The 21,963-nt window shown below is 74.0% G+C and carries 16 protein-coding genes, 1 tRNA gene and 1 pseudogene; 9 read left to right on the top strand and 9 right to left on the bottom strand.

The annotated features are described in order from the left end of the window. Window positions 1-48 precede the first annotated feature (48 nt). The 3 genes from lepB (at window position 49) to BOQ63_RS37100 (ending at window position 1,924) form a co-directional block, all read left to right on the top strand. Window positions 49-768, top strand: coding sequence for a signal peptidase I (lepB, locus tag BOQ63_RS37110; RefSeq protein ID WP_046385901.1), 720 nt, complete (start codon window positions 49-51; stop codon window positions 766-768). A gap of 428 nt (window positions 769-1,196) precedes the next feature. Continuing rightward, complete coding sequence (locus BOQ63_RS37105; protein ID WP_030278960.1) at window positions 1,197-1,496, top strand: DUF4193 domain-containing protein; 300 nt, start codon at window positions 1,197-1,199, stop codon at window positions 1,494-1,496. Window positions 1,497-1,847: 351 nt separating this feature from the next. Beyond that, window positions 1,848-1,924, top strand: a tRNA-Met gene (locus BOQ63_RS37100). Window positions 1,925-2,228: 304 nt separating this feature from the next. Here the strand turns inward: BOQ63_RS37100 and BOQ63_RS37095 are convergent. After that, on the bottom strand, window positions 2,229-2,714 hold the full coding sequence (locus BOQ63_RS37095) for a hypothetical protein (RefSeq protein WP_072655741.1): 486 nt from the start codon (window positions 2,712-2,714) through the stop codon (window positions 2,229-2,231). A gap of 1 nt (window position 2,715) precedes the next feature. After that, a complete protein-coding gene (locus tag BOQ63_RS37090; protein WP_051746579.1) occupies window positions 2,716-3,999 on the bottom strand; it encodes a molybdopterin-dependent oxidoreductase in 1,284 nt (427 codons plus the stop codon). A gap of 993 nt (window positions 4,000-4,992) precedes the next feature. Between BOQ63_RS37090 and BOQ63_RS37085 the strand changes: the two genes are divergently transcribed. Beyond that, on the top strand, window positions 4,993-6,048 hold the full coding sequence (locus BOQ63_RS37085; RefSeq protein ID WP_030278967.1) for an NAD-dependent epimerase/dehydratase family protein: 1,056 nt from the start codon (window positions 4,993-4,995) through the stop codon (window positions 6,046-6,048). A gap of 2 nt (window positions 6,049-6,050) precedes the next feature. Here the strand turns inward: BOQ63_RS37085 and BOQ63_RS37080 are convergent, their stop codons facing one another. Next, complete coding sequence (locus tag BOQ63_RS37080) at window positions 6,051-7,208, bottom strand: sensor histidine kinase (RefSeq protein ID WP_030278969.1); 1,158 nt, start codon at window positions 7,206-7,208, stop codon at window positions 6,051-6,053. Continuing rightward, window positions 7,205-7,960, bottom strand: a complete 756-nt coding sequence (locus tag BOQ63_RS37075; RefSeq protein WP_051746564.1) for a response regulator transcription factor — start codon at window positions 7,958-7,960, stop codon at window positions 7,205-7,207. Before BOQ63_RS37075 ends, BOQ63_RS37080 begins: the two co-directional genes overlap by 4 nt. Before the next feature lie 152 nt (window positions 7,961-8,112). Between BOQ63_RS37075 and BOQ63_RS37070 the strand changes: the two are divergent. From BOQ63_RS37070 to BOQ63_RS37060, 3 genes and pseudogenes are all read left to right on the top strand, one after another. After that, window positions 8,113-8,820 (top strand): annotated as a pseudogene (locus BOQ63_RS37070) (glycosyltransferase family 2 protein); the annotation flags it as partial. Then, window positions 8,818-9,450 (top strand): TIGR04282 family arsenosugar biosynthesis glycosyltransferase, encoded by a 633-nt coding sequence (locus BOQ63_RS37065; protein WP_373298763.1) that lies wholly within the window; start codon window positions 8,818-8,820, stop codon window positions 9,448-9,450. The pseudogene BOQ63_RS37070 and the gene BOQ63_RS37065, both read left to right, overlap by 3 nt. Continuing rightward, window positions 9,447-10,103, top strand: coding sequence for a class I SAM-dependent methyltransferase (locus BOQ63_RS37060; RefSeq protein WP_030278975.1), 657 nt, complete (start codon window positions 9,447-9,449; stop codon window positions 10,101-10,103). Before BOQ63_RS37065 ends, BOQ63_RS37060 begins: the two co-directional genes overlap by 4 nt. A gap of 96 nt (window positions 10,104-10,199) precedes the next feature. On the opposite strand, the gene BOQ63_RS37055 is transcribed toward BOQ63_RS37060, so the two are convergent. From BOQ63_RS37055 to BOQ63_RS37040, 4 genes are all read right to left on the bottom strand, one after another. Further along, entirely contained in the window at window positions 10,200-10,847 is a 648-nt protein-coding gene (locus BOQ63_RS37055; protein ID WP_046385900.1) for a cytochrome b/b6 domain-containing protein, read from the bottom strand. Beyond that, on the bottom strand, window positions 10,831-11,544 hold the full coding sequence (locus tag BOQ63_RS37050; protein WP_223886145.1) for a molybdopterin-dependent oxidoreductase: 714 nt from the start codon (window positions 11,542-11,544) through the stop codon (window positions 10,831-10,833). The genes BOQ63_RS37055 and BOQ63_RS37050 overlap by 17 nt, the downstream gene beginning before the upstream one ends. Before the next feature lie 54 nt (window positions 11,545-11,598). After that, window positions 11,599-12,966 (bottom strand): glycosyltransferase 87 family protein, encoded by a 1,368-nt coding sequence (locus tag BOQ63_RS37045; RefSeq protein WP_072655738.1) that lies wholly within the window; start codon window positions 12,964-12,966, stop codon window positions 11,599-11,601. A 103-nt stretch (window positions 12,967-13,069) separates the two neighbouring features. Further along, the gene (locus BOQ63_RS37040; RefSeq protein ID WP_072655737.1) at window positions 13,070-13,915 is read right to left on the bottom strand and encodes an S-methyl-5'-thioadenosine phosphorylase; all 846 of its coding nucleotides are present in this window, start codon (window positions 13,913-13,915) and stop codon (window positions 13,070-13,072) included. Between the two features lie 246 nt (window positions 13,916-14,161). Here BOQ63_RS37040 and BOQ63_RS37035 point away from each other — a divergent pair, with 246 nt between their 5' ends. Further along, window positions 14,162-14,590, top strand: a complete 429-nt coding sequence (locus BOQ63_RS37035) for a hypothetical protein (protein WP_143174845.1) — start codon at window positions 14,162-14,164, stop codon at window positions 14,588-14,590. A 125-nt stretch (window positions 14,591-14,715) separates the two neighbouring features. On the opposite strand, the gene BOQ63_RS37030 is transcribed toward BOQ63_RS37035, so the two are convergent. Beyond that, window positions 14,716-14,904, bottom strand: coding sequence for a hypothetical protein (locus BOQ63_RS37030; protein ID WP_143174844.1), 189 nt, complete (start codon window positions 14,902-14,904; stop codon window positions 14,716-14,718). Window positions 14,905-15,181: 277 nt separating this feature from the next. Between BOQ63_RS37030 and BOQ63_RS37025 the strand changes: the two genes are divergently transcribed. After that, window positions 15,182-21,961, top strand: coding sequence for a type I polyketide synthase (locus BOQ63_RS37025; RefSeq protein WP_150476268.1), 6,780 nt, complete (start codon window positions 15,182-15,184; stop codon window positions 21,959-21,961). Window positions 21,962-21,963: the final 2 nt, after the last annotated feature.

Here is a 21,963-nt window from a genome sequence, read left to right as displayed (position 1 = left end):
GGATACTCGCCGCGACCGAGACGGGGACGGCACGGAGGGGAGCCAGCGATGAGTGCTGGGTTGGAGATCGCGCCGGACGAGGGGCGGGAGAGCGGCCGGCGCCGGCGGCGGGAACGGAAGAAGCGCCCGTGGTGGCAGGAGATGCTGATCCTCGTGGCGGTGGCGCTGGTGCTGGCCCTGGGGCTCAAGACCTTCTTCGTGCAGGCGTTCTCGATCCCGTCCGGCTCGATGCGGAACACCCTGCAGGTGGGTGACCGGGTGCTGGTGGACAAGTTCACGCCGTGGTTCGGGGCGAAGCCGGAGCGCGGGGACGTGGTGGTCTTCCGGGATCCCGGGAACTGGCTGAGGGACGAGCCGACGCCGCGGGTGAGCGGGGTGCAGAAGGCGCTGAGCTTCGTCGGGCTGGCGCCGGCGGCCGACGAGAAGGACCTGATCAAGCGGGTGATCGCGGTCGGCGGCGACACCGTGGACTGCGAGGCGGGCGCACCGGTGCGGGTCAACGGGGTGGCGCTGGACGAGCCGTACCTCTACCCCGGGGCGACGCCGTGCGGGGACCGGCCGGTGGGGACGGTCAAGGTGCCCAAGGACAAGCTGTGGGTGATGGGCGACCACCGCAACGATTCCCGGGACTCGCGCTACCACACGGACGAGCCGGGCGGCGGGTTCGTGCCGGTGCAGAACGTGATCGGGCGCGCCTTCGTAGTGGCCTGGCCGCTGTCGCACTGGGGGACGCTGCCGGTGCCGGCCACCTTCGATCGCCTCGGCTGAGCCAATCGCCTCGGCCGAGCGCTGGTACTACCGACGCCAGCTGCACACAGGCCTGCTCGCCCTCGCTGCCGGGGATGATTTCGTGGCTGCTGGCCTGCTCGATCTGGTCGGCCGTGATGTCCAGTAGCCTGCGGTGGAGCCGGTACTTCTGACGGGCGGCGAGCTGGCGCGCCCAGCTGGCCGCGGCCTGCCTGGTGTAGGCGGCGTGGTGGAGGGCGGCCGGTTCCTTGGCGCTCCCCGGCCGGTCGTTGTGCCGGGGCTCGGCGTTACGGGCGGGGATCGGCAGCCAGGACGGCGTAGGGTCGGCCCCAGGCGCGGTACTGGCCTTGCGACCGGCCCGTTCAAACTCGCGGCGTGCCGGCACTCCGCCACCCGGGCAAGCGGTACGACTCGCCCTCCGGAACCGACCCTTGACGAGAAGGTACGCCTTGGCAACCGACTACGACGCCCCGCGCAACACTGGTGACGACGCCAGCGACGACAGCATCGAGGAACTGAAAAGCCGGCGTGATGACAAGCAGGGCTCCGCAGTCGACGTCGACACGGAGGCCGCCGAAGGCCTCGAGCTTCCGGGTGCCGACCTGTCCGGCGAGGAACTCACCGTCCACGTTGTGCCCCTTCAGCAGGACGAGTTCACCTGCATGACCTGCTTCCTGGTCCACCACCGCGCCCAACTCGCCGGTGAGGACGGGAACGGCCGGCCCATCTGCCGCGACTGCGCGTCCTGACTGCGAAGAGAGGCAGAGCTGACCGCATCCTGCACGGCGCACAGCCCAGACACCGCGCTCCTGGACGCCCTGCAGGCCGTCCGTGAGGCCCATGCGAAGCGGCCACCGTGCTGGACGTGCAAGGGCCCGCTCGGCGGCCGTCCGGGCTCCGAGCCGGAGTTGCGTGAGGAGGCAACGGCCGAGGCCGCCGAGTTCCCGGACTGCGACGCGGAGCGCGCCACCGCGTGCGGCGAGCCGCTGATGCTGCCACTGCCCACCGACCGTGGGCGTCCAGTGTGGGCCGGCCCAGCGGCCCAGCGCGGGAAACCGATTTCGTGTTGGCACGGTCATCGCTTAGAGTGATCTCACCGACGCGGGGTGGAGCAGCTCGGTAGCTCGCTGGGCTCATAACCCAGAGGTCGCAGGTTCAAATCCTGTCCCCGCTACCACCAGGGCCGGGGCCGGCGCACGATTGCGCGGGCCCCGGCCCTGTTCGTTGGTCAGCGGTGGGGTGCGCCGCGCGGCACAAGACGTGGCGGCGGGAGGGAGCGGCCGGGGCCGCGATGGGGTGGCCGATGAGCAGCGGTCGGGATGGCGACGGGCAGCGGGCGCCGACGTAGACGTGCGAGGCGTCCATCACCTGGTCGGTCCGGGCCCTTGGCCGATGGCTGCTGGTGGGATGCCTGTGTCCGGTTCTCGGTGACGGGTGAAAACGGTTCAGGCACGGATTTCGTGAAGGGCACGCCGAAGCAGTTACGTTCTGTAGTCCGTCGAGTCGGCGTGAGCGGCCCGCCGGACGCGGCGAAGCTTGAGGGTGAAGGCCAGTGCGGAGGCGGCGAAGAGCACGGCGGTGATGGCCAGCCATCGGCCGAGGAAGACGTCCTCCGGCAGCCGCGTGTCGCCCTGGTAGGGGATCGACAGATTGAGGATCAAGGGAAACCACACGAGCAGCAGGACACCGGACAGGAAGGCGGGCACGCGCAGATAGTTGATCCACGGCACCGCGGGAGTGCGTTCCGGGCGGTGGCGCAGCACGGACTGGGCCGAGAGGTCCGCGAGTGAGTACAGGGGCAGCAGGATCAGGTCGTGGCCGATGGCCGCGCCGACGAACCAGATCGCCACCCCGAGCGGGCGCTCGGCGAACAGGCGCACCAGGGCGTAGCCGGTGAGGGCGAAGGAGCAGATCAGGACGAGGAGGTGCAGGGGCCCGGAGCCGTACCAGCGGACGAAGCGCGCCATGTCAGGTCCTGAAGGTGAGTCGGTGCACCCACTTGGTGTTGTTCACGCCGGGGTTGGCCGGGACGATGATGCGGGCCGGGTAGCCGTGGTCGAGTGAGAGGTCCGCGCCGTTGACGCGCAGGGCGAGCAGTGATCGGGGGTCGTGGATCTGGTTGCCCCGCAGTACCACCGAGCTGTAGGGGCCGGGTGGTTGGACGGACTCCACCAGGACGCTTCCGGCGTCCGGCAGGCCCGCCAGGGCGGCCAGGTCGGCTAGCCGAAGGCCGCTCCAGTGCTGGTCGGGGGTGGACCATCCCTCCACGCAGGCGATCGGCAGGGCGGCGGCTTGCTGGGGCATCGCGAGGAGCTGTGTGCGGGTGAAGACGAGCATCGGTCCGGGGCCGTGGACCTCCAGCCGCCAGTCCGGGCCGACATGCGCCGGGTTGATGCCGACAGCGGCGGCCGTCTTGTTGATCTGGAAGCCGTTCGGTCCACTGCCCGGTTCCCGGTTGTGCGGCGCGAGCAGGGCGGTGCCGCGCAGCCGACCGCCGATGCTCTGTCCCGCGGTGACCGCCAGGAGGAGCAGCGAGCCGCCGCCCACCATGGCGAGCGTGCCGCGCCGGCTCATGGTCGGCGCGGCGGAAGCGGTCGGGACCAGGCCATCCGGGTCGGGGAGCTCCGGCCGGGTGCCGTCGAGGCCGGTGCGCAGCTCCGTCAGCAGGTTGCGGGAGCGCAGCGCGCGGGTCATCCGGCCGAGTTTGAGGCACACGTGGACGATGAACGCGGCGATGAACACCCAGGCGCCGTAGAAGTGCAGGGTGTAGAAGGAGCCCGGGAAGACGTAGTAGAGCTGGGTGTTGAGGATCCCGGTGACGAACTCGAAGACAACCCCGCCCACCAGCGCCAGCAGCGACAGCCGCTCCAGCGCATGGGCGGCGCTGCGGGCCGGCGGCCACTCGAACAGCTTCGGGATCACCGACCACAGTTTCGCCAGCACCACCGGCACCAGGACCACGCCGAGGGTCACGTGCACGCCCTGGGTCAGCCGATAGAGCCAGTAGGGATGCGTGGGCCAGTCGAAAAGGTAGAAGCCCAGCAGGCCCTTGTCCGGTGTCTGGTCGTTGAGCCGTCCGAGGCCAGGGTTGTAGGCGGCGTAGGACAGCGCGCCGGTCACGAAGAGGACCGGGATGCCGAACAGCAGCACCAGGCCGAACACCGAGGTCAGCCAGGGGCCGCGGATCGGGCTGCGCCAAAAGCCGGGACGGAACGGCCCTGGGGGCGGAGGGGTCTGCTCGATTCGCCGCACGAGGGCCCGGGTACGAGCGGCCCCCTTGGTGGCCCGCGCCGCCGCGGCAGCGCGAACGCGCCCGATGCGCCCCCGCGCGTGCTCCTCCTCCGGTCTCGGGCGCTGCGGCCCGTCGGAACCCGGGGCCGGCGGCCGTCCGCTGCTGCCCATCCGCCGTCTCCTTGTCCGCGTGTCGAATCTCAAAGGAGCGGATCGAACCTCACCGCCCCATCAGTGCCTGTCACGCCGCCAGCTACAAACTGGCACAGATCGGGCCGGCTTTCCCTGCCTGGTGGGCATGCGGGTGTCCGTCGCCAGCCGAACGGTCGAACCGGCGCTTCGCACTCACGGATCCCCGCACGGTGGCCCCATGACGCTGGGGTGCGACGCCGCAGCGCACCCAGTTGACATCGAAGTTCGGCGACATCGGTGCTCTACTCCTGTGGAGGCAGACAGCGAGGGGCTGAGGCCGTCAGATGACGCGGCCGAGAGCTTGAAGGTCGATCATGGTGGGGTCGCCGTGGTAGGCGGTCAGGGAGCCGTCGATGGTCAGCAGGCGGCCAGGACGGTCAGGGCCAGGACCGCCACGAGCGCGATAGCGCGCTTGGGCAAGCGAGGCCTGTCCACCGCGCCTCCTTCTTGTTGTCGCCTGTTCGTACCCGTGTCGTCGACGTCTGCCCTGCGACAGGCACGTAGGCGCGGTTTCAACCGGCCTGTACGGGACGCTACTCGGCGGGCCGCACGCGATGAAGGAGTGCGGTGCTTAAGGAAGTATGACGGCCGGTTCGTGGGCCAACCTCGTGCGGGACGTGCGCCCTGTGGGGCGTGACATATCGCCAGTGTGTGCGGGTGGCCGACAGCAAGGTGCTGGGCCGCCTGGCCCGAGCCGGTGGCCAGGTCCACCAGGTCCTGCTGGTGGTCGTGGTGACCCTCGATCACCGACGGGTCCGCAGACCCGTCGGGCACGGATCGTCCGTGACGCGATGCCCGCGTCGGCCGGTAGGGTCTCCGGCCATGAGGATTCTGGTCACCGGCGGTGCCGGGTTCATCGGTTCGACGGTCGTACGGGCCCTGGCGGCGGCCGGTCACGAGGTCCGCGTCCTGGACGCGCTGCTGCCCGCCGTCCACCCCTCCGGGGTAATGCCCGTACTGCCGGACGACGTGGAACTGCGGCGCGGGGACGTGCGGGACGCGGCGGCGGTCGGGCAGGCGCTGGCCGGAGTGGACGCGGTATGCCACCAGGCCGCGATGGTGGGCCTGGGGCTGGATCTCGACGACGCGCCCGCCTACGCGGGCTGCAACGACCTGGGCACCGCCGTCCTGCTCGCCGCGATGGCGCGATCCGGGGTACGGAACCTCGTGCTCGCCGGGTCGATGGTGGTCTACGGCGAGGGCCGGTACCGGTGCCCTGTGCACGGGGACGTCTCGCCCGGTCCGCGCCGCCCGGACGAACTGGACGCCGGCCGGTTCGAGCCGCCGTGCCCGCGGTGCGGCGCACAACTGCGCCCCGGGCTGGTGACGGAGGACGCGCCGACCGATCCGCGCAACGTGTACGCGGCCACCAAGCTGGCCCAGGAGCACCTGGCGGGCGCCTGGGCCCGAGCCTGCGGAGGCCGCGTTCTGACGCTGCGCTACCACAACGTCTACGGGCCGGGGATGCCGCGCGACACACCGTACGCCGGGGTGGCCTCGCTGTTCCGCTCCGCCCTGGCCCGGGGCGAGGCGCCCCAGGTGTTCGAGGACGGCGGCCAGCGCCGGGACTTCGTCCACGTCGAGGACGTCGCCGCCGCCAACCTGGCCGCGCTCAAGGCGGTCGTCGGTCGGCCGCCGGGCGACGCCCGGGCCTACAACGTGGGCAGCGGCGAGGTGCACACGATCGGGGAGATGGCCCGGGCGCTGGCCGCCGCTCACGGCGGTCCGGCCCCGGTGGTGACCGGCGAGTACCGGCTCGGCGACGTCCGGCACATCACCGCGGACTCCTCCCGCCTGCGCGAGGAGCTCGACTGGCGTGCCCAGGTCCCGTTCGCCGAGGGGATGGCGGAGTTCGCGGCGGCGCCGCTGCGCGCGTGACCTCAGGTTCGCGCGGCGGGGAGGACGATCTCGAAGCAGCAGCCCCCGGCGACGTTGCGGACCCGGGCGCGCCCGGCGTGCGCCTCGACGATGCCGCGGACGATGGCGAGCCCGAGCCCGGCACCGCTGCCCCCGCCCTCGCTCGGCCGACGCGGATTCGCCTGGTCGGCCGGCCGGGGCGTGCGGGCGGCACTGCCGCGCCACCCCGTTTCGAACACCCGGGGCAGGTCCTGCTCCGGGATGCCGCCGCAGCCGTCGGTGACCGAGAGCACCACCTCGTCGGCCTCCCTGCGGGCGGAGACCGCGACCACGCCGTCCTCGGGGGTCGAACGGATCGCGTTGACCAGGAGGTTTCCGAGTACCCGGGTGATCTCGCCACTGTCCACCTCGACGGGCTCGGCGGCGACCTGCCGGCCCTCCAGGCGGACACCGCGCTTCCGGGCCAGGGGGTGGGCCCCGGCGAGCGCGTCGTCGACGAGGTCGTAGACGGACACCCGGGACAGCGACAGGGCCAACGCCCCCGCCTGGATGCGCGAGAGCTCGAAGAGGTCGTCCACCATCCCGGTCAGCCGCTCGACCTCGGTCCGCATCCGCTGCAGGTACCGCTGCGGGTGCTCCGCGACGCCGTCCTCCAGCGCCTCGGCCATGGCTCGCAGCCCCGCCAGCGGAGTGCGCAGGTCGTGCGAGATCCAGGCGATCAGCTCCCGGCGGGAGGTGTCCAGGGCCTGCGCGCGGGCCCTGGACTCGGCCAGTCGGGCGCTGGTGGCGGCGAGCTCCTCGCTGAGCTGGGCCAGTTCCAGGCCCAGCGGGGGCTCCGGCGCGGTGAACCCGGTGTCGCTGCCCACGGTGCGGGCGGCCACGGTCAGCGCCCTGCCCCCGGCCACGACCTGGCGGCCGAGCAGCGCGGCGGTCGCCAGCGACACCACCGAGGCCATCACCAGCACCGTGATCACGACCCCGAGGTCGTGCCGGGACAGGAACATCGCCTGGGCGACGGCGAAGGTGCCGGAGGTGACCGCCAGCACGGTGACGGCGGCGACGCAGAACAGCGCCAGCGCGAGCGAGCGCCGGCGCAGCAGCCGGACGGCCGCCCAGCCGAGCAGACCGGCCCCGCCGGCGCCGAGCGCGGCGAACAGGGCGATCAGCAGCAGGTCCTTCACGCCGGGCCGCCCTCCTGCCCGGTCGCCGGGTCGTAGCGGTAGCCGACGCCCCAGACGGTGGTGATCAGTACCGGCGCGGCCGGGTCGTCCTCGATCTTCTCGCGCAGCCGGCGGATGTGGACGGTGACGGTGGACAGGTCCCCGAAGTCCCAGCCCCACACGCGTTCCATCAGCTCCTGGCGGGAGAACACCGTCTGCGGGTGCCGGAGGAGGAACGCCAGGAGGTCGAACTCCCGCAGGGTGAGGAGCAGTTCACGCCCCCCACGGTGGACACGGCGGCCCTGCGGGTCGAGCGCGATGTCTCCGGAGACCACCGGGCCGCCGACGGGGGACGCGGGAGCGGCGGCCCGGGAGCGGCGCAGCACGGACTGGACCCGCAGGACGAGTTCCCGCGGGCTGAAGGGCTTGGTGACGTAGTCGTCCGCGCCCAGTTCCAGGCCGAGGATGCGGTCGGCCTCGTCGCCCTTGGCCGTGAGCATGACGACCGGCAGCCCGGCGCCGTACTCGGAGGCGCGCAACCTGCGCAGGATCTCCAGGCCGTCGATGCCGGGGAGCATGAGGTCCAGAACCAGCAGGTCCGGGCGATGGGATCGGGCCAGGGCAAGGCCCCCGTCGCCGTCGGCGGCGCGGTCGACCCGGTGGCCGGCCCGGGTGAGGTAGCCGGCGACGACCTCGGCGACGGTCGGGTCGTCGTCGATCACCAGAATGCGGCCGGGGCACGGCGGTCCTGGGGTGGCGGGGCTTTCGTTCACCCCGCCGAGGATACGAGCCCCGGCGAGCGCCGAGCGCCACGCCAGGTCCGACGTCCGGGTTCCGTAAGATCCCCCGAACGGGCCAGCGGTGCCCGGACGTCGCACTTCTGTAAGGGCGCGGTTCGGCTTCGACGGGCCCGACCGCGGTTAGCGTGGCCGACGTGACCCCTCCCCTTGTCGCTGATGTCGTCCTGCCCTGCCTCGATGAGGCCGAGGCCCTCCCCTGGGTGCTCGCACGCGTCCCCGCCGGTTGGCGGGCGATCGTCGTGGACAACGGTTCGCGGGACGGCTCCGCGGAATTGGCCCGCTGCCTGGGCGCGACCGTCGTCGAGGAGAGCCGGCGCGGCTTCGGTGCCGCCTGCCATGCCGGACTCCTCGCCGCGACGGCCGAGTTGGTCTGCTTCATGGACTGCGACGGCTCGCTCGACCCGGCCCAACTGCCGCGGGTCGCCGCGCCGGTCGCGGCGGGCTCGGCGGACCTCGTGCTCGGCCGGCGCCACCCCGCGGGGGCCGGCGCGTGGCCGGCGCACGCCCGGCTCGCCAACGCCCTGCTGGCCCGCCGCCTGCGCGCCCGCACCGGCGCGCCGCTGCACGACCTGGGGCCGATGCGCGCCGCACACCGGGAGCGGCTGCTCGCGCTCGGGCTGGGCGACCGCCGCTCCGGCTATCCGCTGGAGATGGTGCTCGCCGCCTCGGCGGCCGGGATGCGGATCGCCGAGACCGCCGTCGACTACCTGCCCCGAACCGGCCGCTCCAAGGTGACCGGGACGCTGCGCGGCACCCGGCAGGCCGTACGGGACATGCGGGCCGTGCTGGCCGCGCCGACGCCCACCCTGCTGGTCATCGCGAAGTCTCCGGTGCCCGGGCGGGTGAAGACCCGCCTCACCCCGCCCTGCACCCCCGAGCAGGCGGCGACACTGGCGGGAGCCGCGCTCGAGGACACCCTCGCCACCCTGAGCCGGGTGCCCGCCGGGCGGCGGCTGCTGGTGCTGGACGGCGAACCGGGTGGGTGGCTGCCACCGGGGTGGGAGGTCGTGCCGCAGTGCACGGGCGGGCTCGACGAACGCCTGGCCGCCGCCTTCGCGCGGGCCGCCCGGGTGGCCCCGCGGGCACCCGCTCTGCTGGTCGGCATGGACACCCCGCAGTTGGACGCGGCCGCGCTGGCCGAGCCGCTGTCGGCCGCCCGCCGCCCCGGCGTGGACGCCTGGTACGGGCCCGCGGCGGACGGCGGGTTCTGGGCCCTCGGGCTGGCGCGTCCCACCGGGCGACTCGCCCGACGGCTACTGCTGGGCGTACCGATGTCCACGCCCGACACCGGGCGTGCGCTGCTCGCCCGCCTCGCCGCCGCCGGGCTGACGGTCCACCACCTCGACCTGGCCACCGACGTGGACACCATCGCCGCCGCGCGCCGGGTCGCCGCAGAGGCGCCGCAGACCACGTTCGCCGCGTGCCTGCGCTCGATCGACGCCGCACCGGGGACGGCCGGATGACCGCCCCGGCTGCCGCGTGGGTGGACGATCCGTTCGCCGAGGCCGTCCGCGCCGGGCGCGGCCCGCTGTGGCTGCGCCAGGAGGACGGCGCGCGCATCCCCCTCGATGTCGAACGCTGGTGCGCGCCCGCCGCCGCGAGCGACCACAGCCTGCTGCGGCGCTGCCTGCGGCTGAACGCGCCGGTGGTGGACCTGGGCTGCGGGCCCGGCCGCCTGGTCGCCGCCCTGCTGGCCCTCGGCGTCCCGGCGCTCGGTGTCGACATCACCGGCGCCGCCGTGGCGCGGACCCGGCACCTCGGCGGTCCGGCGCTCTGCCGATCGGTGTTCGACCGTCTGCCCGCCGAGGGCCGCTGGGGCGCCGCGCTGCTCGCCGACGGCAACCTCGGCATCGGCGGCGACCCCGACGCCCTGCTCCGCCGGGGCGCCGAACTCATCGCACCGAACGGGCTGTTGCTGGTGGAGGTGGAGCCGGAGGAGGTGGACGAACGCGCCGTCGTCCGGGTGGAAGGCCCGGACGGCCGCCTGGGCCCGCCGTTCCCCTGGGCCCGTCTCGGGCCGGCCGCAACCCTGCGACGGGCCCGCACCGCGGGCCTCGTCGAGGCGGAGCGCTGGACCTCGCACGGCCGCCCTTTCCTCGCGCTGCGCAAGGGGTGACTCGCGCTGCACAAGGCGTGAGAGCCCCTGGACGCGGGGGCTGACGGGCGCCGCGGTCCAGGGGCTGTGGCACGATGCCGCTCGCCCGGACAGTCCTTAGCGCTCGGCGTCCGTGGTCTGCCAGTGCGGGTGCTCGCGCTCCGCGTCCGTGGCCTGCCACTGCGGGTGCTCGCGCTCGGCCCAGTGTCGCTCCACCAGGCCGGTCCGCATCCCGAGCCGCGCCTCCCGGTCCCGCCAGGCCATCCGGATGTGCCCGGCGACCACGACGGCGATGGCGGCGGCCAGCCAGTCGTGCACGAAGGTCGCGCCGGTCCGCCAGGACGGTGGGGCGAGGTGGGTGAGCCACATCAGCAGCCCGGTGCCGACGATCACCAGCATCGAGCCGAGGGTCCACTGCGCGTAGAGCTTCTGCCCGGCGTTGAACTTCCCGGCCGGCCGGTGTGCCGCTCGGGCGCGCACGGCCCGCAACCACTGCCAGTCCGCCGGGGTGAACCGGCTCAGCCGGGTGACGTCCGCCCGCACCGCCCGGGAGGCGAGTCCGAGCAGCAGCGGCACCGGCAGCGCCAGGCCGCACCACACGTGCACGGTGACGACCAGCGGCCGGTTGCCGACCAGTTCGGCGAGCGGCGCGAGGTAGAGGCAAGCGGCCGTGGCCAGGCAGACGCCCGTCAGCGCGGCGGTCGTACGGTGCACCCAGCGCTCGGCGCGGGTGAACCGGAGGATCAGTTCAGCTCGTCGGCGCATCGTCCCGCCCGTTCGACCGGCCGACCCAGGCGTCGACGTCGTATCCGTTCCGCTCCCAGTACCCGGGCTGGACCGCGTCGGTGACGGTGATGCCCGAGAGCCACTTCGCGGACTTGTAGAAGTACATCGGCGCGACGTACAGCCGCACCGGCCCGCCGTGGTCGTGCGCGATCGGATTGTCCTGCATGCGCAGTGCGACCAGCACGTCGTCCCGCCTGGCCTGCTCCAGGGTGAGGCTCTCGGTGTACGCGCCGTCGAAACAGCTGAAGCGCACGGCCTTGGCTCCCGGCTTGACCCCGGCGGCGTCGAGGAGGTGGGCCAGCGGCACCCCCTCGAACGGGGTGTCCGGCACCCGCCACCCGGTGACGCACTGGACGTCCTTGACCAGCCGCCGCTGCGGCATCGCCTGCAGGTCGGCCAGCCGGTGGGTGGCGGGGCGCTCCACCAGTCCGTCCACGGTGAGGGTGTAGTCGACCGCGGTCCGCTCGGGGACGGAGGTCACCACCGAGTAGTACCGGAAGCCGTTGTTGCCCGGCAGCAGCCCGCTCAGGCCGCTCGGGTCACGTTCCGCCAACGACGACTCGGCCCGCTGCAGGTACGGGCCGGCCGCGACGCCCACGGCGCCCAGGCCGAGCAGCCCGAGCACGACCCGCCGGCCCACGGGCGTGCCCTCGGGGTGTTCCGCTTTTCTGTCCACGGCCCCGATTCGACCAGGTCGGCGCGGGTCCCGGCCAGTGACGGCGGTGTTCCGTCAGGGTTTCGTCATCTCCGGCGCCGCGCCGCGCGCCGACCGGACCGGCACGGCGCTCACGAGCCTGCGCAGCGCCGGCACCACCAGGACGCAGGCCAGGGCGGCCGCGTAGGCGGTGCGCTGCGCCTGCGGCCCGCCCACCAGGTAGAGCGCCTGTCCGGCCGCCGGGACAGCCAGCCACTCCCACCGCCCGTCGAGCGCCACCAGGGCCACCACCAGCAGTCCGTACCAGGGGTAGCTCGGCGCGACGAGCAGCAGGGCCGTCCCCGTCACCAGGAGGGCGCCCCGCCACGGACGGTGGGGATCACCGCGCCGCAGCACCCACAGCACCACGGCACCCAGCGCCAGGGCGGCCGCCCACGCGGCCCACCGGTCCGGCACGACCACCCGCAGCAACCCGAACCGGTCGAGGTGCCCCTGCTCGTAGCCCTCCTCCCGCAGGTACCCGGGCAGGTAGCCCAGGACGCCGGAACCGGAGACGGCGACGTACGGCAGGTAGGCCAGCAGGAATGTACCGAGGGCCGCCGCGAGCACCGTCAGGTCGCCCTTCGTCGGCCGCCGGGCCAGCAGCCCGGACACCGCACCGGGCAGGGCGAGCGCCGGCAGCAGCTTGGTCGCGACCGCCGCCCCGAGCAGGGCGCCCCCGGCACCGGCCCGGCGGCGGGCCGCACAGCCCAACCCGGCCACCATGAGGAGCGCGCCGAGGGTGTCCACGTGCGCGTCGTTGACCGCCCACACCGTCACGCCCGGACACCACCCCCACAGCGCCGCCCGCCGGCTGCCCCGCCCGACCGCCAGCAGCACACCGGTGGTGGCGACGGCCAGCAGCGCACCGGCGGCCTGCGCACCGCGCACCCCGCCACCGAAGGGGTGCGCGGCGAGGAACCAGGCCTCCGCGACCGGCGGGTAGACGGTGTGCACGGCCGGCCGGTTGATACGGGTGCAGTCCCCGGCCGCCGTCCGCCGCTCGTCCCAGGTCGCACAGCCGTCCCCCACCGGGAACAGGCCCGCGTCGCGCAGCCGGACCAGCGCCGGGTCGTCCGGGGTGTACGCGTACGGGGAGAGCCCGGCCGCCTGGACCCGCCCGTCCCACACGTACCGGTAGGCGTCGTCGCTGGTACGCGGCGGCGCCAGCAACCCGGCCGCGGCGACCAGGACGCTCCCGGTCAGCACCAGCGGCACCACGTGACGGCGGCTCACCTTCCGCAGCAGGAGCAGCGCGAGGACGAAGAGCGCGGCGTCGAGCGTGTACCAGTCGTAGAGCGGCGACCGGTCAGCGAGCGTCCCGCCGCCGGTCACGGTCAGTGCGAGGGCCACCGCGAGGGCGGCGACCGCAAGGGCGCAGGTCAGGGAAGTACGGGTGAGCACGCGCCCACCCTGCCACCGACACCTGCCCGCCGTCGGCACCGGCGGGACCGCCGTTCGGAATCCGTAAGCACCGCGCGGCGGTGGCACCACCGGTTCGGAGCGGTCAGTCGCCGGGAAGGCCGGTCGTGAGGCCGTCCAAGGCGTGCGAGCAGACGCACGCGCGGTCGGCGGGCAGCATCCCGATCGCCTTGAACAGCACCGTGCGCAGCCGGTCGACGCTCCCCGCGAAGACCTTGAGCACCTCGGCCTGGGTGACGCCCTCGCCGGCCTCCACGCCGGCGTCGTGGTCGGTCACGAGTGCCACCGAGGTGTAGCAGAGCCCGAGTTCACGCGCCAGCACCGCCTCGGGGTGCCCGGTCATGCCGACCACCGACCAGCCGTTGGCGGTGAACCAGCGGGACTCGGCCCGGGTGGAGAAGCGCGGACCCTCGATCACCACCAGCGTCCCGCCGTCCACCGGATCCCAGGCCGCCCCGCGCGCCGCCTCCAGCGCGGCCCGCCGCCCGGCCGGGCAGTACGGGTCGGCCATCGACACGTGCACCACCTCGGGCACCGAGCCGTCCGGCAGCGGCAGCCCGTCGTAGAAGGTCTGCACCCGCCCCGAGGTCCGGTCCACGAACTGGTCCGGCACCAGCAGCGTGCCCGGCCCGTACTCCGGCCGCAGCCCGCCCACCGCGCACGGCGCGAGCACCTGCCGCACCCCCAGCGAGCGCAGCGCCCACAGGTTGGCCCGGTAGTCGATCCGGTGCGGCGGCAGCCCGTGGCCGCGCCCGTGCCGGGGCACGAACGCCACCCGCCGCCCCGCCACCTCGCCCACGAACAGCGCGTCACTGGGCGGACCGTACGGCGTGTCGACCCGCACCTCCGCCACCTCGTCCAGCAGCGCGTACAGCCCCGAACCGCCGATCACACCCACCTCGGCCCACGACTCTTCCTGATGCACCGTCATCTCTACCGCCTCTCAGGGGAAGAACGTCCCGGCCACTGTAGGAGCCGGCCGCGGCGGACTCCGTGAATCGCAGCCTTACGATTCGCGGACGTCGCACGCTGGCGGAGCCCCAGGACCGGCGTCCGGTCAGCGCTGTTCCGGGTCCCCTGAGTGCTTCCGGTGCGACCGCCCGGTTGAACGAAATGCACAAGCCGCTGCGGGGCTCCCGCGAACGTCACCGCGGTGCGGTGCGACACCACGGCCTCCATGGATTTCGTCGAGGAGCAGTTCAGCGCCATCGTCGCCCAGCTGTTCTCGACGGTACAAGTCGTCGAGCCCGTGCCGTGTCAGGCATCCCCGGAACGCTACGAGACGGCCGAATCCATCTCGCGGGCGATGAGCGACATCCGAGCGGAGAAGGACATGGGCCTGTACGAGTACGAGGGCGGGCACGGGGAGTATCTTCAGCGCATCAACAGCCTCGCGGAACGCCGAAAGTCCGTAGCACAAGCGCTGCAACCGAAGCCAAGGGCGCTACGGCCCACGGGCTCGACCTTCGCTTCGCAGTGGGACGACAGTGACGTCGCCAGCCGACGGCGGCTCCTTCTGAAGTCCAAGGTGAAGGCCTACGTTGCCAAGAACACCCTGAGCTTCCTCTTCCCAGATGACCTTGAGAAGGAACTGACTGCGGCATGAGCGAACGGGTCGGCCGGGCGGCGACATGCCGACCGGCCGACAACCCGTGAACTCGTTTCCCCAGTCTGCAGCACGCAAGGCTGGACCAAGGAGCAGTAGGCGCGGACTCAACTCCTCAGTCGTGCCTACAGGCTGGCGGGAAGATCCCAGTCTTCGCTGCTCGGCGTCATGTACAGCCGGACCTTGAGACCGATCAGCATGTGGCGGCGGTGTTCCTGGTCCGCCGCCGCCCGAGCCTCGGCGAAGGTCTGACCGGTTTTCGACTGTGGCCTGCGGGGTGCCCCCAGTGGCGCGTCAGTTGTCCAGCCCTTCATGCGGCAGCCCTGACCACCCGGAGGAGCGGGGCAAGTTGTCTGCCGGGCACGCCGGTTGAGTGATCGCCGGAGAGTGGGTCAGCCACGTGCAGGATATTGACATGCACATGTGACTTTGGCTTAACCTTGCCAGGCCTACCAATCGGTAGGGTCATTCTTCAACCGGCCAGCGGATCGCGCAACGATGCCTCGCACTCCCCCTTCGCGAGGCTCGTAGCCCACTGCGCCAGGAGTCGCACCTGCCCCCGACTGCACCGTGACTCACACCGGAGTGCCCATGAGGCCCAATCCCCCGCTGGTCGACCTCGTCATCGGGATCACCCCGTTCCACGCACCGGACGCTGGCCTGGCGGAGGCCGTGTGCCGGGCGGGCGCGCTCGGCGTGCTCGACCTCGGCACCGGCGACCGCCGGACGCGCGAGGAACTCGCCCGACTGTACGAACGCACCCCCGGCCGGTTCGGGGTGCGGGTCGAGCCCGACTGCGGCCTGACACCCGCTGAGCTGCGCTCCCCGGGCGGCGCTGGCCCGCACACCGTGGTGCTGGCGGCGCCGACCCCGGGCTGGGACGTGGCGAGGCTGGCCGGCGAGTACCGGGTACTCGCCGAAGTGACGGATCTGGCCGAGGCGTTGGCGGCGCTGCGGGCCGGCGCGCACGGCCTGGTCGCGCGTGGCAGCGAGTGCGGCGGGCGGGTCGGGGAGCTGAGCACCTTCGTGCTGCTGCAACAGCTCCTGGCGGCACCGGAGATCGCCGTGCCCGTATGGGCGTGCGGCGGGATCGGGCCGCACACCGCGGCGGCGGCCGTGGCGGGCGGTGCGGCCGGGGTGGTGCTGGACAGCCAGCTGGCCCTGCTGGCCGAGTCGGCCCCGCCGGACGAGGCCGCCGCCGCCCTTCGCGGCCTGGACGGCTCCGAGACCGTGCTCGTAGACGGCCGCCGCGCGCTCCGGCGCGCTCAGCCGGACGGATCGCGCATGGAACTGGCGCTAGGTCAAGACTGCTTCCTGGCACAGAGATTCGCCGACCGCTGGAGAACCGCCGGCCGAGCGGTGCGGGCCGTCCGGGACGCGGTGCTGGACGGGCTGCGGGCCGCGGCGGCGCCGGGCGCGGCCGCCGCGCTGCTCGGGCCGGACGCGCGGATGTGTGACGTGCTGGGCAGCGAACTGCCGGTGGCGCAGGGGCCGATGACCAGGGTCAGCGACCAGCCGGCCTTCGCCGCGGCGGTGGCCGCCGCCGGTGCGCTGCCGTTCGTCGCGCTGGCGCTGGCGGACCGCGAGCAGACCCGCGAGCTGCTGGCCCGCACGAGCGCGGCAGCGGGCGGTCTCGCCTGGGGTGTCGGCGTGTTGGGCTTCGCTCCGGAGGAGGTGCGAGGCGCCCAGCTGGACGAGGTCCTGGCCGCGCGACCCACTCACGCGGTGATCGCGGGCGGACGCCCGTCGCAGGCAAGGACGTTGGAGCAGGCCGGGATCCGGACATTCCTGCACGTCCCCTCCCCCGGCCTGCTGCGGCAGTTCCTGGAGGACGGGGCGCGCCGGTTCGTCTTCGAGGGTTCGGAGTGCGGCGGGCATGTCGGGCCGCAGCACAGCTTCCCTCTCTGGGAGGCCCAGTTGGCCGTGCTCTCGGACTTCCTGGACGCCGCGGACGCGGTCACCCGAGTCGAGGTGCTGCTCGCGGGAGGCGTGCACGACGAGCGGTCGGCGGCGATGGTGGCGGCGCTCGCCGCACCGCTGGCGGACCGGGGCGTGGCGGCGGGCCTGCTGATGGGCACGGCGTACCTGTTCACCGAGGAGGCGGTCGCCCTGGGCGCCGTCCAGCCGCAGTTCCAGCGGCAGGTGCTGGCCGCGCGCGGGACGGAGCTTCTGCAGACGGCGCCGGGCCACGCCACCCGCTGCGTGCCGAGCCCGTTCACCGCGGAGTTCCGGCGGACCCGCGAGCGGCTTCGGGCGGACGGCGTGCCGGAGCGCGAAGTCTGGGAGCGGCTGGAGCAGTTGAACGTGGGCCGGCTGCGGGTCGCCAGCAAGGGCCTGGACCGGGTGGCGGGTTCGCTGACCGGCGTCGACGAGCAGGAGCAGCTGGCCCGCGGGATGTTCATGGCCGGCCAGGTCGCGGTGCTGCGCTCGGCCGCCACCACGCTGGCCGAGCTGCACACGGCGGTCAGCACCGGCGCGGCTGAGTTCCTGGCCGCCCGGGCCGCGCAGTTGGTCCAGCAGCTGGAGCTGGAGCCGGCCGCGGAGGCCGACCCGGTGGCCGCGCCGCTGGAGATCGCGGTGATCGGCATGGCGGGCATGTTCCCGAACGCGCCGGATCTACCGGCCTTCTGGGCCAACGTGGTGGCCGGGGTCGACGCGGTCACCGAGGTGCCCGCCGAGCGCTGGGACCCGGCACTGTACTACTCGCCGGACGGCGAGCCCGGCAGCACGCCGTCCAGGTGGGGCGGCTTCCTGCCGCCGATCCCGTTCGACCCGCTGAGCTACGGCATCCCGCCGACCGCCCTGGCCAGCATCGAGCCGGTCCAGCTGCTGGCGCTGGAGGCCGCGCGCCGGGCGCTGGTGGACGCCGGCTACGACGGCGGCGGAGCGGAGGGCGGGCGGAGCTTCGACCGCTCCCGGACCACGGTGGTGTTCGGCGCGGAGGCGGGCAGTGACCTGTCGAACGCCGGGGTGCTGGCGTCGGTGCTGCCGGCGTACCTGGGCCGGGTGCCGGAGCCGCTCGCGGCGCAGCTGCCCAAGCTCACCGAGGACTCCTTCCCGGGCATGCTGGCGAACGTCATCTCGGGCCGGATCGCCAACCGGCTGGACCTGGGCGGCGCCAACTTCACGGTGGACGCGGCCTGTGCGTCCTCGCTGGCGGCGCTGGACGTGGCCTGCAAGGAGCTGGTCGCGGGCACCAGCGACCTGGCGCTGTGCGGCGGCGCGGACCTGCACAACGGGATCAACGACTACCTGCTGTTCGCCTCGGTGCACGCGCTCTCGCCGACCGGCCGCTCCCGTCCGTTCGACGCCTCGGCGGACGGCATCGCGCTGGGCGAGGGCGTGGGCTGCCTGGTGCTCAAGCGTCTGGCGGACGCGGAGCGGGACGGCGACCGGGTGTATGCGGTGGTCCAGGGCGTCGGCAGCGCGAGCGACGGCCGTTCGCTGGGCCTGACGGCCCCGCGCCCCGAGGGGCAGCGGGCGGCGCTGGAGCGCGCGTACCGCGGTGCCGGGGTCGGGCCGGCCGAGGTGGGACTGGTGGAGGCACACGGCACCGGGACGGTGGTCGGCGACCGGGCCGAACTGGCCACGCTGACCGAGGTTTTCACGGAGGCCGGGGCGGCGCCGGGGAGTTGCGCGCTCGGGTCGGTCAAGTCGCAGATCGGGCACACCAAGTGCGCGGCGGGCCTGGCCGGTCTGATCAAGGCGTCGCTGGCCCTGTACACCGGCGTCAAGCCCCCGACCCTGCACCTGGAGCGGCCGAACCCGGCCTGGCGGGAGGCGGAGAGCCCGTTCGTCTTCCACGCCGAGGCACGGCCGTGGGCGGTACCGCCGGCCGAACGGATCGCCGGAGTCAGCGCGTTCGGTTTCGGCGGCACCAACTTCCACGCGGTGCTGCGCGGTTACGACAGCCCGCCGCCGGTGCACGGCCTGCCGCAGTGGCCGGCCGAGCTGTTCCTGTTCCGCGGCACGGACCGGGCCGGAGCGCTGCGCTGGGTCGAGGAACTGCTGCAACTGGCGGCGGACGGCGAGCCGTGGCGGCTGCGGGATCTGGCCCTGGCAGCGTCCCGCCGGGCGGAGGCAGGACGCGGGCCGGTGCAGATCGCCGTGGTGGCCTCGGACGTGGCCGAGTTGACCGGGCTGCTGTACCGCGCGCGGGCCGGGGAGCACGCTCCGGCGGATGGGCTGCACCTGGCCGGGTCCGCGGGCGTCGAGGCCGGGCAGGTGGCGTTCCTGTTCCCGGGGCAGGGCAGCCAGCGCCCGGGGATGTTCGCGGAGCTGTTCACGGCCTTCCCGGTGTTGCAGCGTCAGCTACGGCTCGGCCGGGAGTTCGCCGAGGTGCTGTACCCGCCGGCGGCCTTCACACCGGAGGACCGCGAGGCGCAGCGCGCGGCGGTGACCGACACCCGGGTGGCGCAGCCGGTGCTCGGCGTGACCGGTCTCGCGGCGTACGAGCTGCTGGCGCTTGCCGGGGTGCGCCCGGACCTGGCAGGGGGTCACAGCTACGGCGAGTTGGTCGCGCTGTGCGCGGCCGGGGCGCTCGGCGCGGAGGACCTGCCGGCGCTCAGCGCGGAGCGGGCCCGGGCGATCGTGGACGCGGTCGGCGAGGGCGCGGATCCGGGCTCGATGGCCGCGGTGGCGGCCGGCTCGGAGGAGGTCGGGCGAGCCCTCACGGCGTCCGGCGCGGCCGGCAGCGTGGTGATCGCGAACCACAACTCGCCACGACAGACGGTGATCTCCGGTGGGACGGAGGCGGTCGCGGCGGCAGGCGAGCTGCTGCGGGCGGCCGGGTTCGGGGTCAAGCGGCTGCCCGTCGCATGTGCCTTCCACAGCCCGCTGGTCGGCGGCGCGGGCGAGTGCTTCGCGGCGGCGCTGGCCTCCCGGACGGTACGCGCGCCGGAGTTCCCGGTCTGGTCGAACCGGACCGCGGCCGCCTACCCGGCGGACCCGGCCGGGGTGCGGGCCGAACTCGCGGCGCAGATCGGCGCACCGGTGCGTTTCGTCGAGCAGATCGAGGCGATGTACCGAACCGGTGCGCGCGTCTTCGTCGAGGCCGGCCCGGGGTCGGTGCTGACCGGTCTGGTGTCGGCCGTCCTCGGCGAGCGGCCGCACCGCGTGGTGGCTGTCGAGGGGCGTCGCCGCGGGCTGCCGGGCTTCCTCGACGCGCTGGCCGAACTGGCGGTCGCGGGAGTGCCGGTGCGTACCGGGCCGCTGCTGCGCGGCCGGGACGCGGTGGACCCCGGCCGGGTGCGCACCACGCGCCGGCCCGGCTGGACGGTGGACGGGCACTTGGTGCGGACGGCCGCCGGAGACCTGCTACCCGGTGCGCTGGCGCCGGCCCGACCCGTACCGGAGGCTCTGATGACCGCGCAGGCACCGCAGGCGAACGGCGGGTACGAAGGTGCGGGTGACGCGCTGGTGGCGGACTACCTGCGCACCAGCCGGGAACTGATCGCGGCCCAACGGGACGTGCTGATGACGTACTTCGGCGGCGCGGCGGCGGCGCCGGCCCGGCCGGCCCCCGTCGCTCCCGCGGTTACCCCGGTGGCCCCGGCGCTGCCGGCCGCGGCCGCCGAGCCGACGGTGCTCGCGGCGTCCGAACCGGTAAACCTGCTGCACGTCGTGGTCGAGACCATCAGCGAACGCACCGGCTACCCGGCCGACATGATCGAACCCCACCTCGACCTCGAAGCCGACCTCAGCATCGACTCCATCAAGCGCACCGAAATCATCGGCCAACTCGCCCGCCGCCTCACCACCACCGACACCGACCTCACCACCCTCGACGACCGACAGATCGAAGAACTCTCCCGCGCCCGCACCGTCACAGCCATCACCACCTGGCTCACCACCCACACCACCCAACCGAACCCGGAACCCGCGGCCGCCCCTGAACCCGCCGTCGTCGTGGCCGGCCACGAGCCGGTCCGCCTGCGGTTCGCCGCCGTTCCGCTGCCCGACCCCACCGGATCGCCGGACACACTCGCGGGCCGCCGTTTCGCCCTGCTGGGCGACGACGGCCACGGCCTCGCCGCCGCGCTCGCCGCCCGTCTCGGCGCGGCCGGCGCAGACGCCCTGCCGTTCGATGCGGCACACGAGCTCTCCACCGCAGACGGCCGGTTGGACGGCGTTCTGCTCCTCGACCCGCTCGCCGAGCTCGGCGCGCCGGTGCTGCCCGGCTGTATACCCGCCCTGCAGGCCGCACTGGCCCTGGCGCCGCGCCGCCTGCTCGCCGCCCGCCCTGCGGCGCCGTCCGCCGGTGGCCGGGCGGACGGGCTGCGCGGGCTGTTCCGCACGCTGGCGCGCGAGTACCCGGACAGCACGGTCCGGCTGGTCGAAGTCGAGCCGGCCGAGGCGGCGGACGCGCTGGTCGCGGAGCTGCTGGCCGACGACCGGGAGCCGGTGGTGCTGCGCGGGCCGGCCGGCCGCCAGGGGCTGGCGCTCGCCGAGGCCGGCCTCGGCGTGCTGGGCCGCACCGGTGCCGGCCCGGCCGACGACGGCGTGGCGGAGGCCGCCGCGCTGGGGCTGGACCGCGACGCCGTGGTGCTGCTGGTCGGCGGCGCGCGCGGGATCACCGCGCGGTTCGCGGCGACGCTCGCCGCAGCCGGCCACTGCCGGCTGGAGCTGCTGGGCCGGACCGCCGCCCCGGAGGGCCCCGAGGACCCGGCGACGGCCGCCGCCCGCGACCGTTCCGCGCTACGGGCCGCACTCGCCCGGCAGGGCGTCCCGTTGCCGAAGGTCGACGCCGCGGCGTCCCGCCTGCTGGCCGGGCGCGAGGTCGCGGCGACGCTCGACGAGCTGTCCGCGCTGGGCTCGCCGGCCCGCTACCGGACGGTGAACGCCGCCGATCCGGCCGCCCTCCGGCAGGCCGTCAAGGAGGTGCACGCCGAGTACGGCCGGCTGGACGGCGTGGTCTATGCCGCGGGCGTGATCGAGGACAAGCTGCTGGCGGAGAAGGACCCGGAGTCGTTCCGGCGGGTCTTCGCCACCAAGGCGCACGGCGCCGCCGCCCTGCTCGACGCGCTGGCCGAACTCCCAGCGCGGCCGCGGTTCACCGTGCTGTTCGGCAGCATCGCGGCCGCGCTGGGCAACCGCGGCCAGGCCGACTACGCCGCGGCGAACGACGCACTGGAGGAGCTGGGCGCCCGCTGGACGCTGCGGACCGGCGGCCGGGCGCTGACCGTCCACTGGGGCCCGTGGGCGCCGTCCGGAGCACACGGCGGCATGGTCTCCGAGGAACTGGCCCGGGACTACCGGCGGCGGGGCGTACGGCTGATCGATCCGGACGCGGGCACGCTGGCACTACTGCGCGAGCTGGCCTGGGGCGAGGAATCGGTACCGTCCGTGGTCTACACCGCGTCAGGCTGGTGACA

This window comes from Streptomyces viridifaciens (genome assembly GCF_001888885.2).
GTDB classification, from domain to species: Bacteria; Actinomycetota; Actinomycetes; order Streptomycetales; family Streptomycetaceae; genus Kitasatospora; species Kitasatospora aureofaciens.
This window is presented reverse-complemented; position numbering and strand designations above follow the sequence as displayed.

Coding starts and splice junctions, on each gene's coding strand:
- BOQ63_RS37095 (WP_072655741.1), bottom strand. CDS start 2,714: ATGGCGCGCTTCGTCCGCTGGTACGGCTCCGGGCCCCTGCACCTCCTC.
- lepB (WP_046385901.1), top strand. CDS start 49: ATGAGTGCTGGGTTGGAGATCGCGCCGGACGAGGGGCGGGAGAGCGGC.
- BOQ63_RS37060 (WP_030278975.1), top strand. CDS start 9,447: ATGACCGCCCCGGCTGCCGCGTGGGTGGACGATCCGTTCGCCGAGGCC.
- BOQ63_RS37030 (WP_143174844.1), bottom strand. CDS start 14,904: ATGAAGGGCTGGACAACTGACGCGCCACTGGGGGCACCCCGCAGGCCA.
- BOQ63_RS37040 (WP_072655737.1), bottom strand. CDS start 13,915: ATGACGGTGCATCAGGAAGAGTCGTGGGCCGAGGTGGGTGTGATCGGC.
- BOQ63_RS37035 (WP_143174845.1), top strand. CDS start 14,162: ATGGATTTCGTCGAGGAGCAGTTCAGCGCCATCGTCGCCCAGCTGTTC.
- BOQ63_RS37025 (WP_150476268.1), top strand. CDS start 15,182: ATGAGGCCCAATCCCCCGCTGGTCGACCTCGTCATCGGGATCACCCCG.
- BOQ63_RS37085 (WP_030278967.1), top strand. CDS start 4,993: ATGAGGATTCTGGTCACCGGCGGTGCCGGGTTCATCGGTTCGACGGTC.
- BOQ63_RS37055 (WP_046385900.1), bottom strand. CDS start 10,847: ATGCGCCGACGAGCTGAACTGATCCTCCGGTTCACCCGCGCCGAGCGC.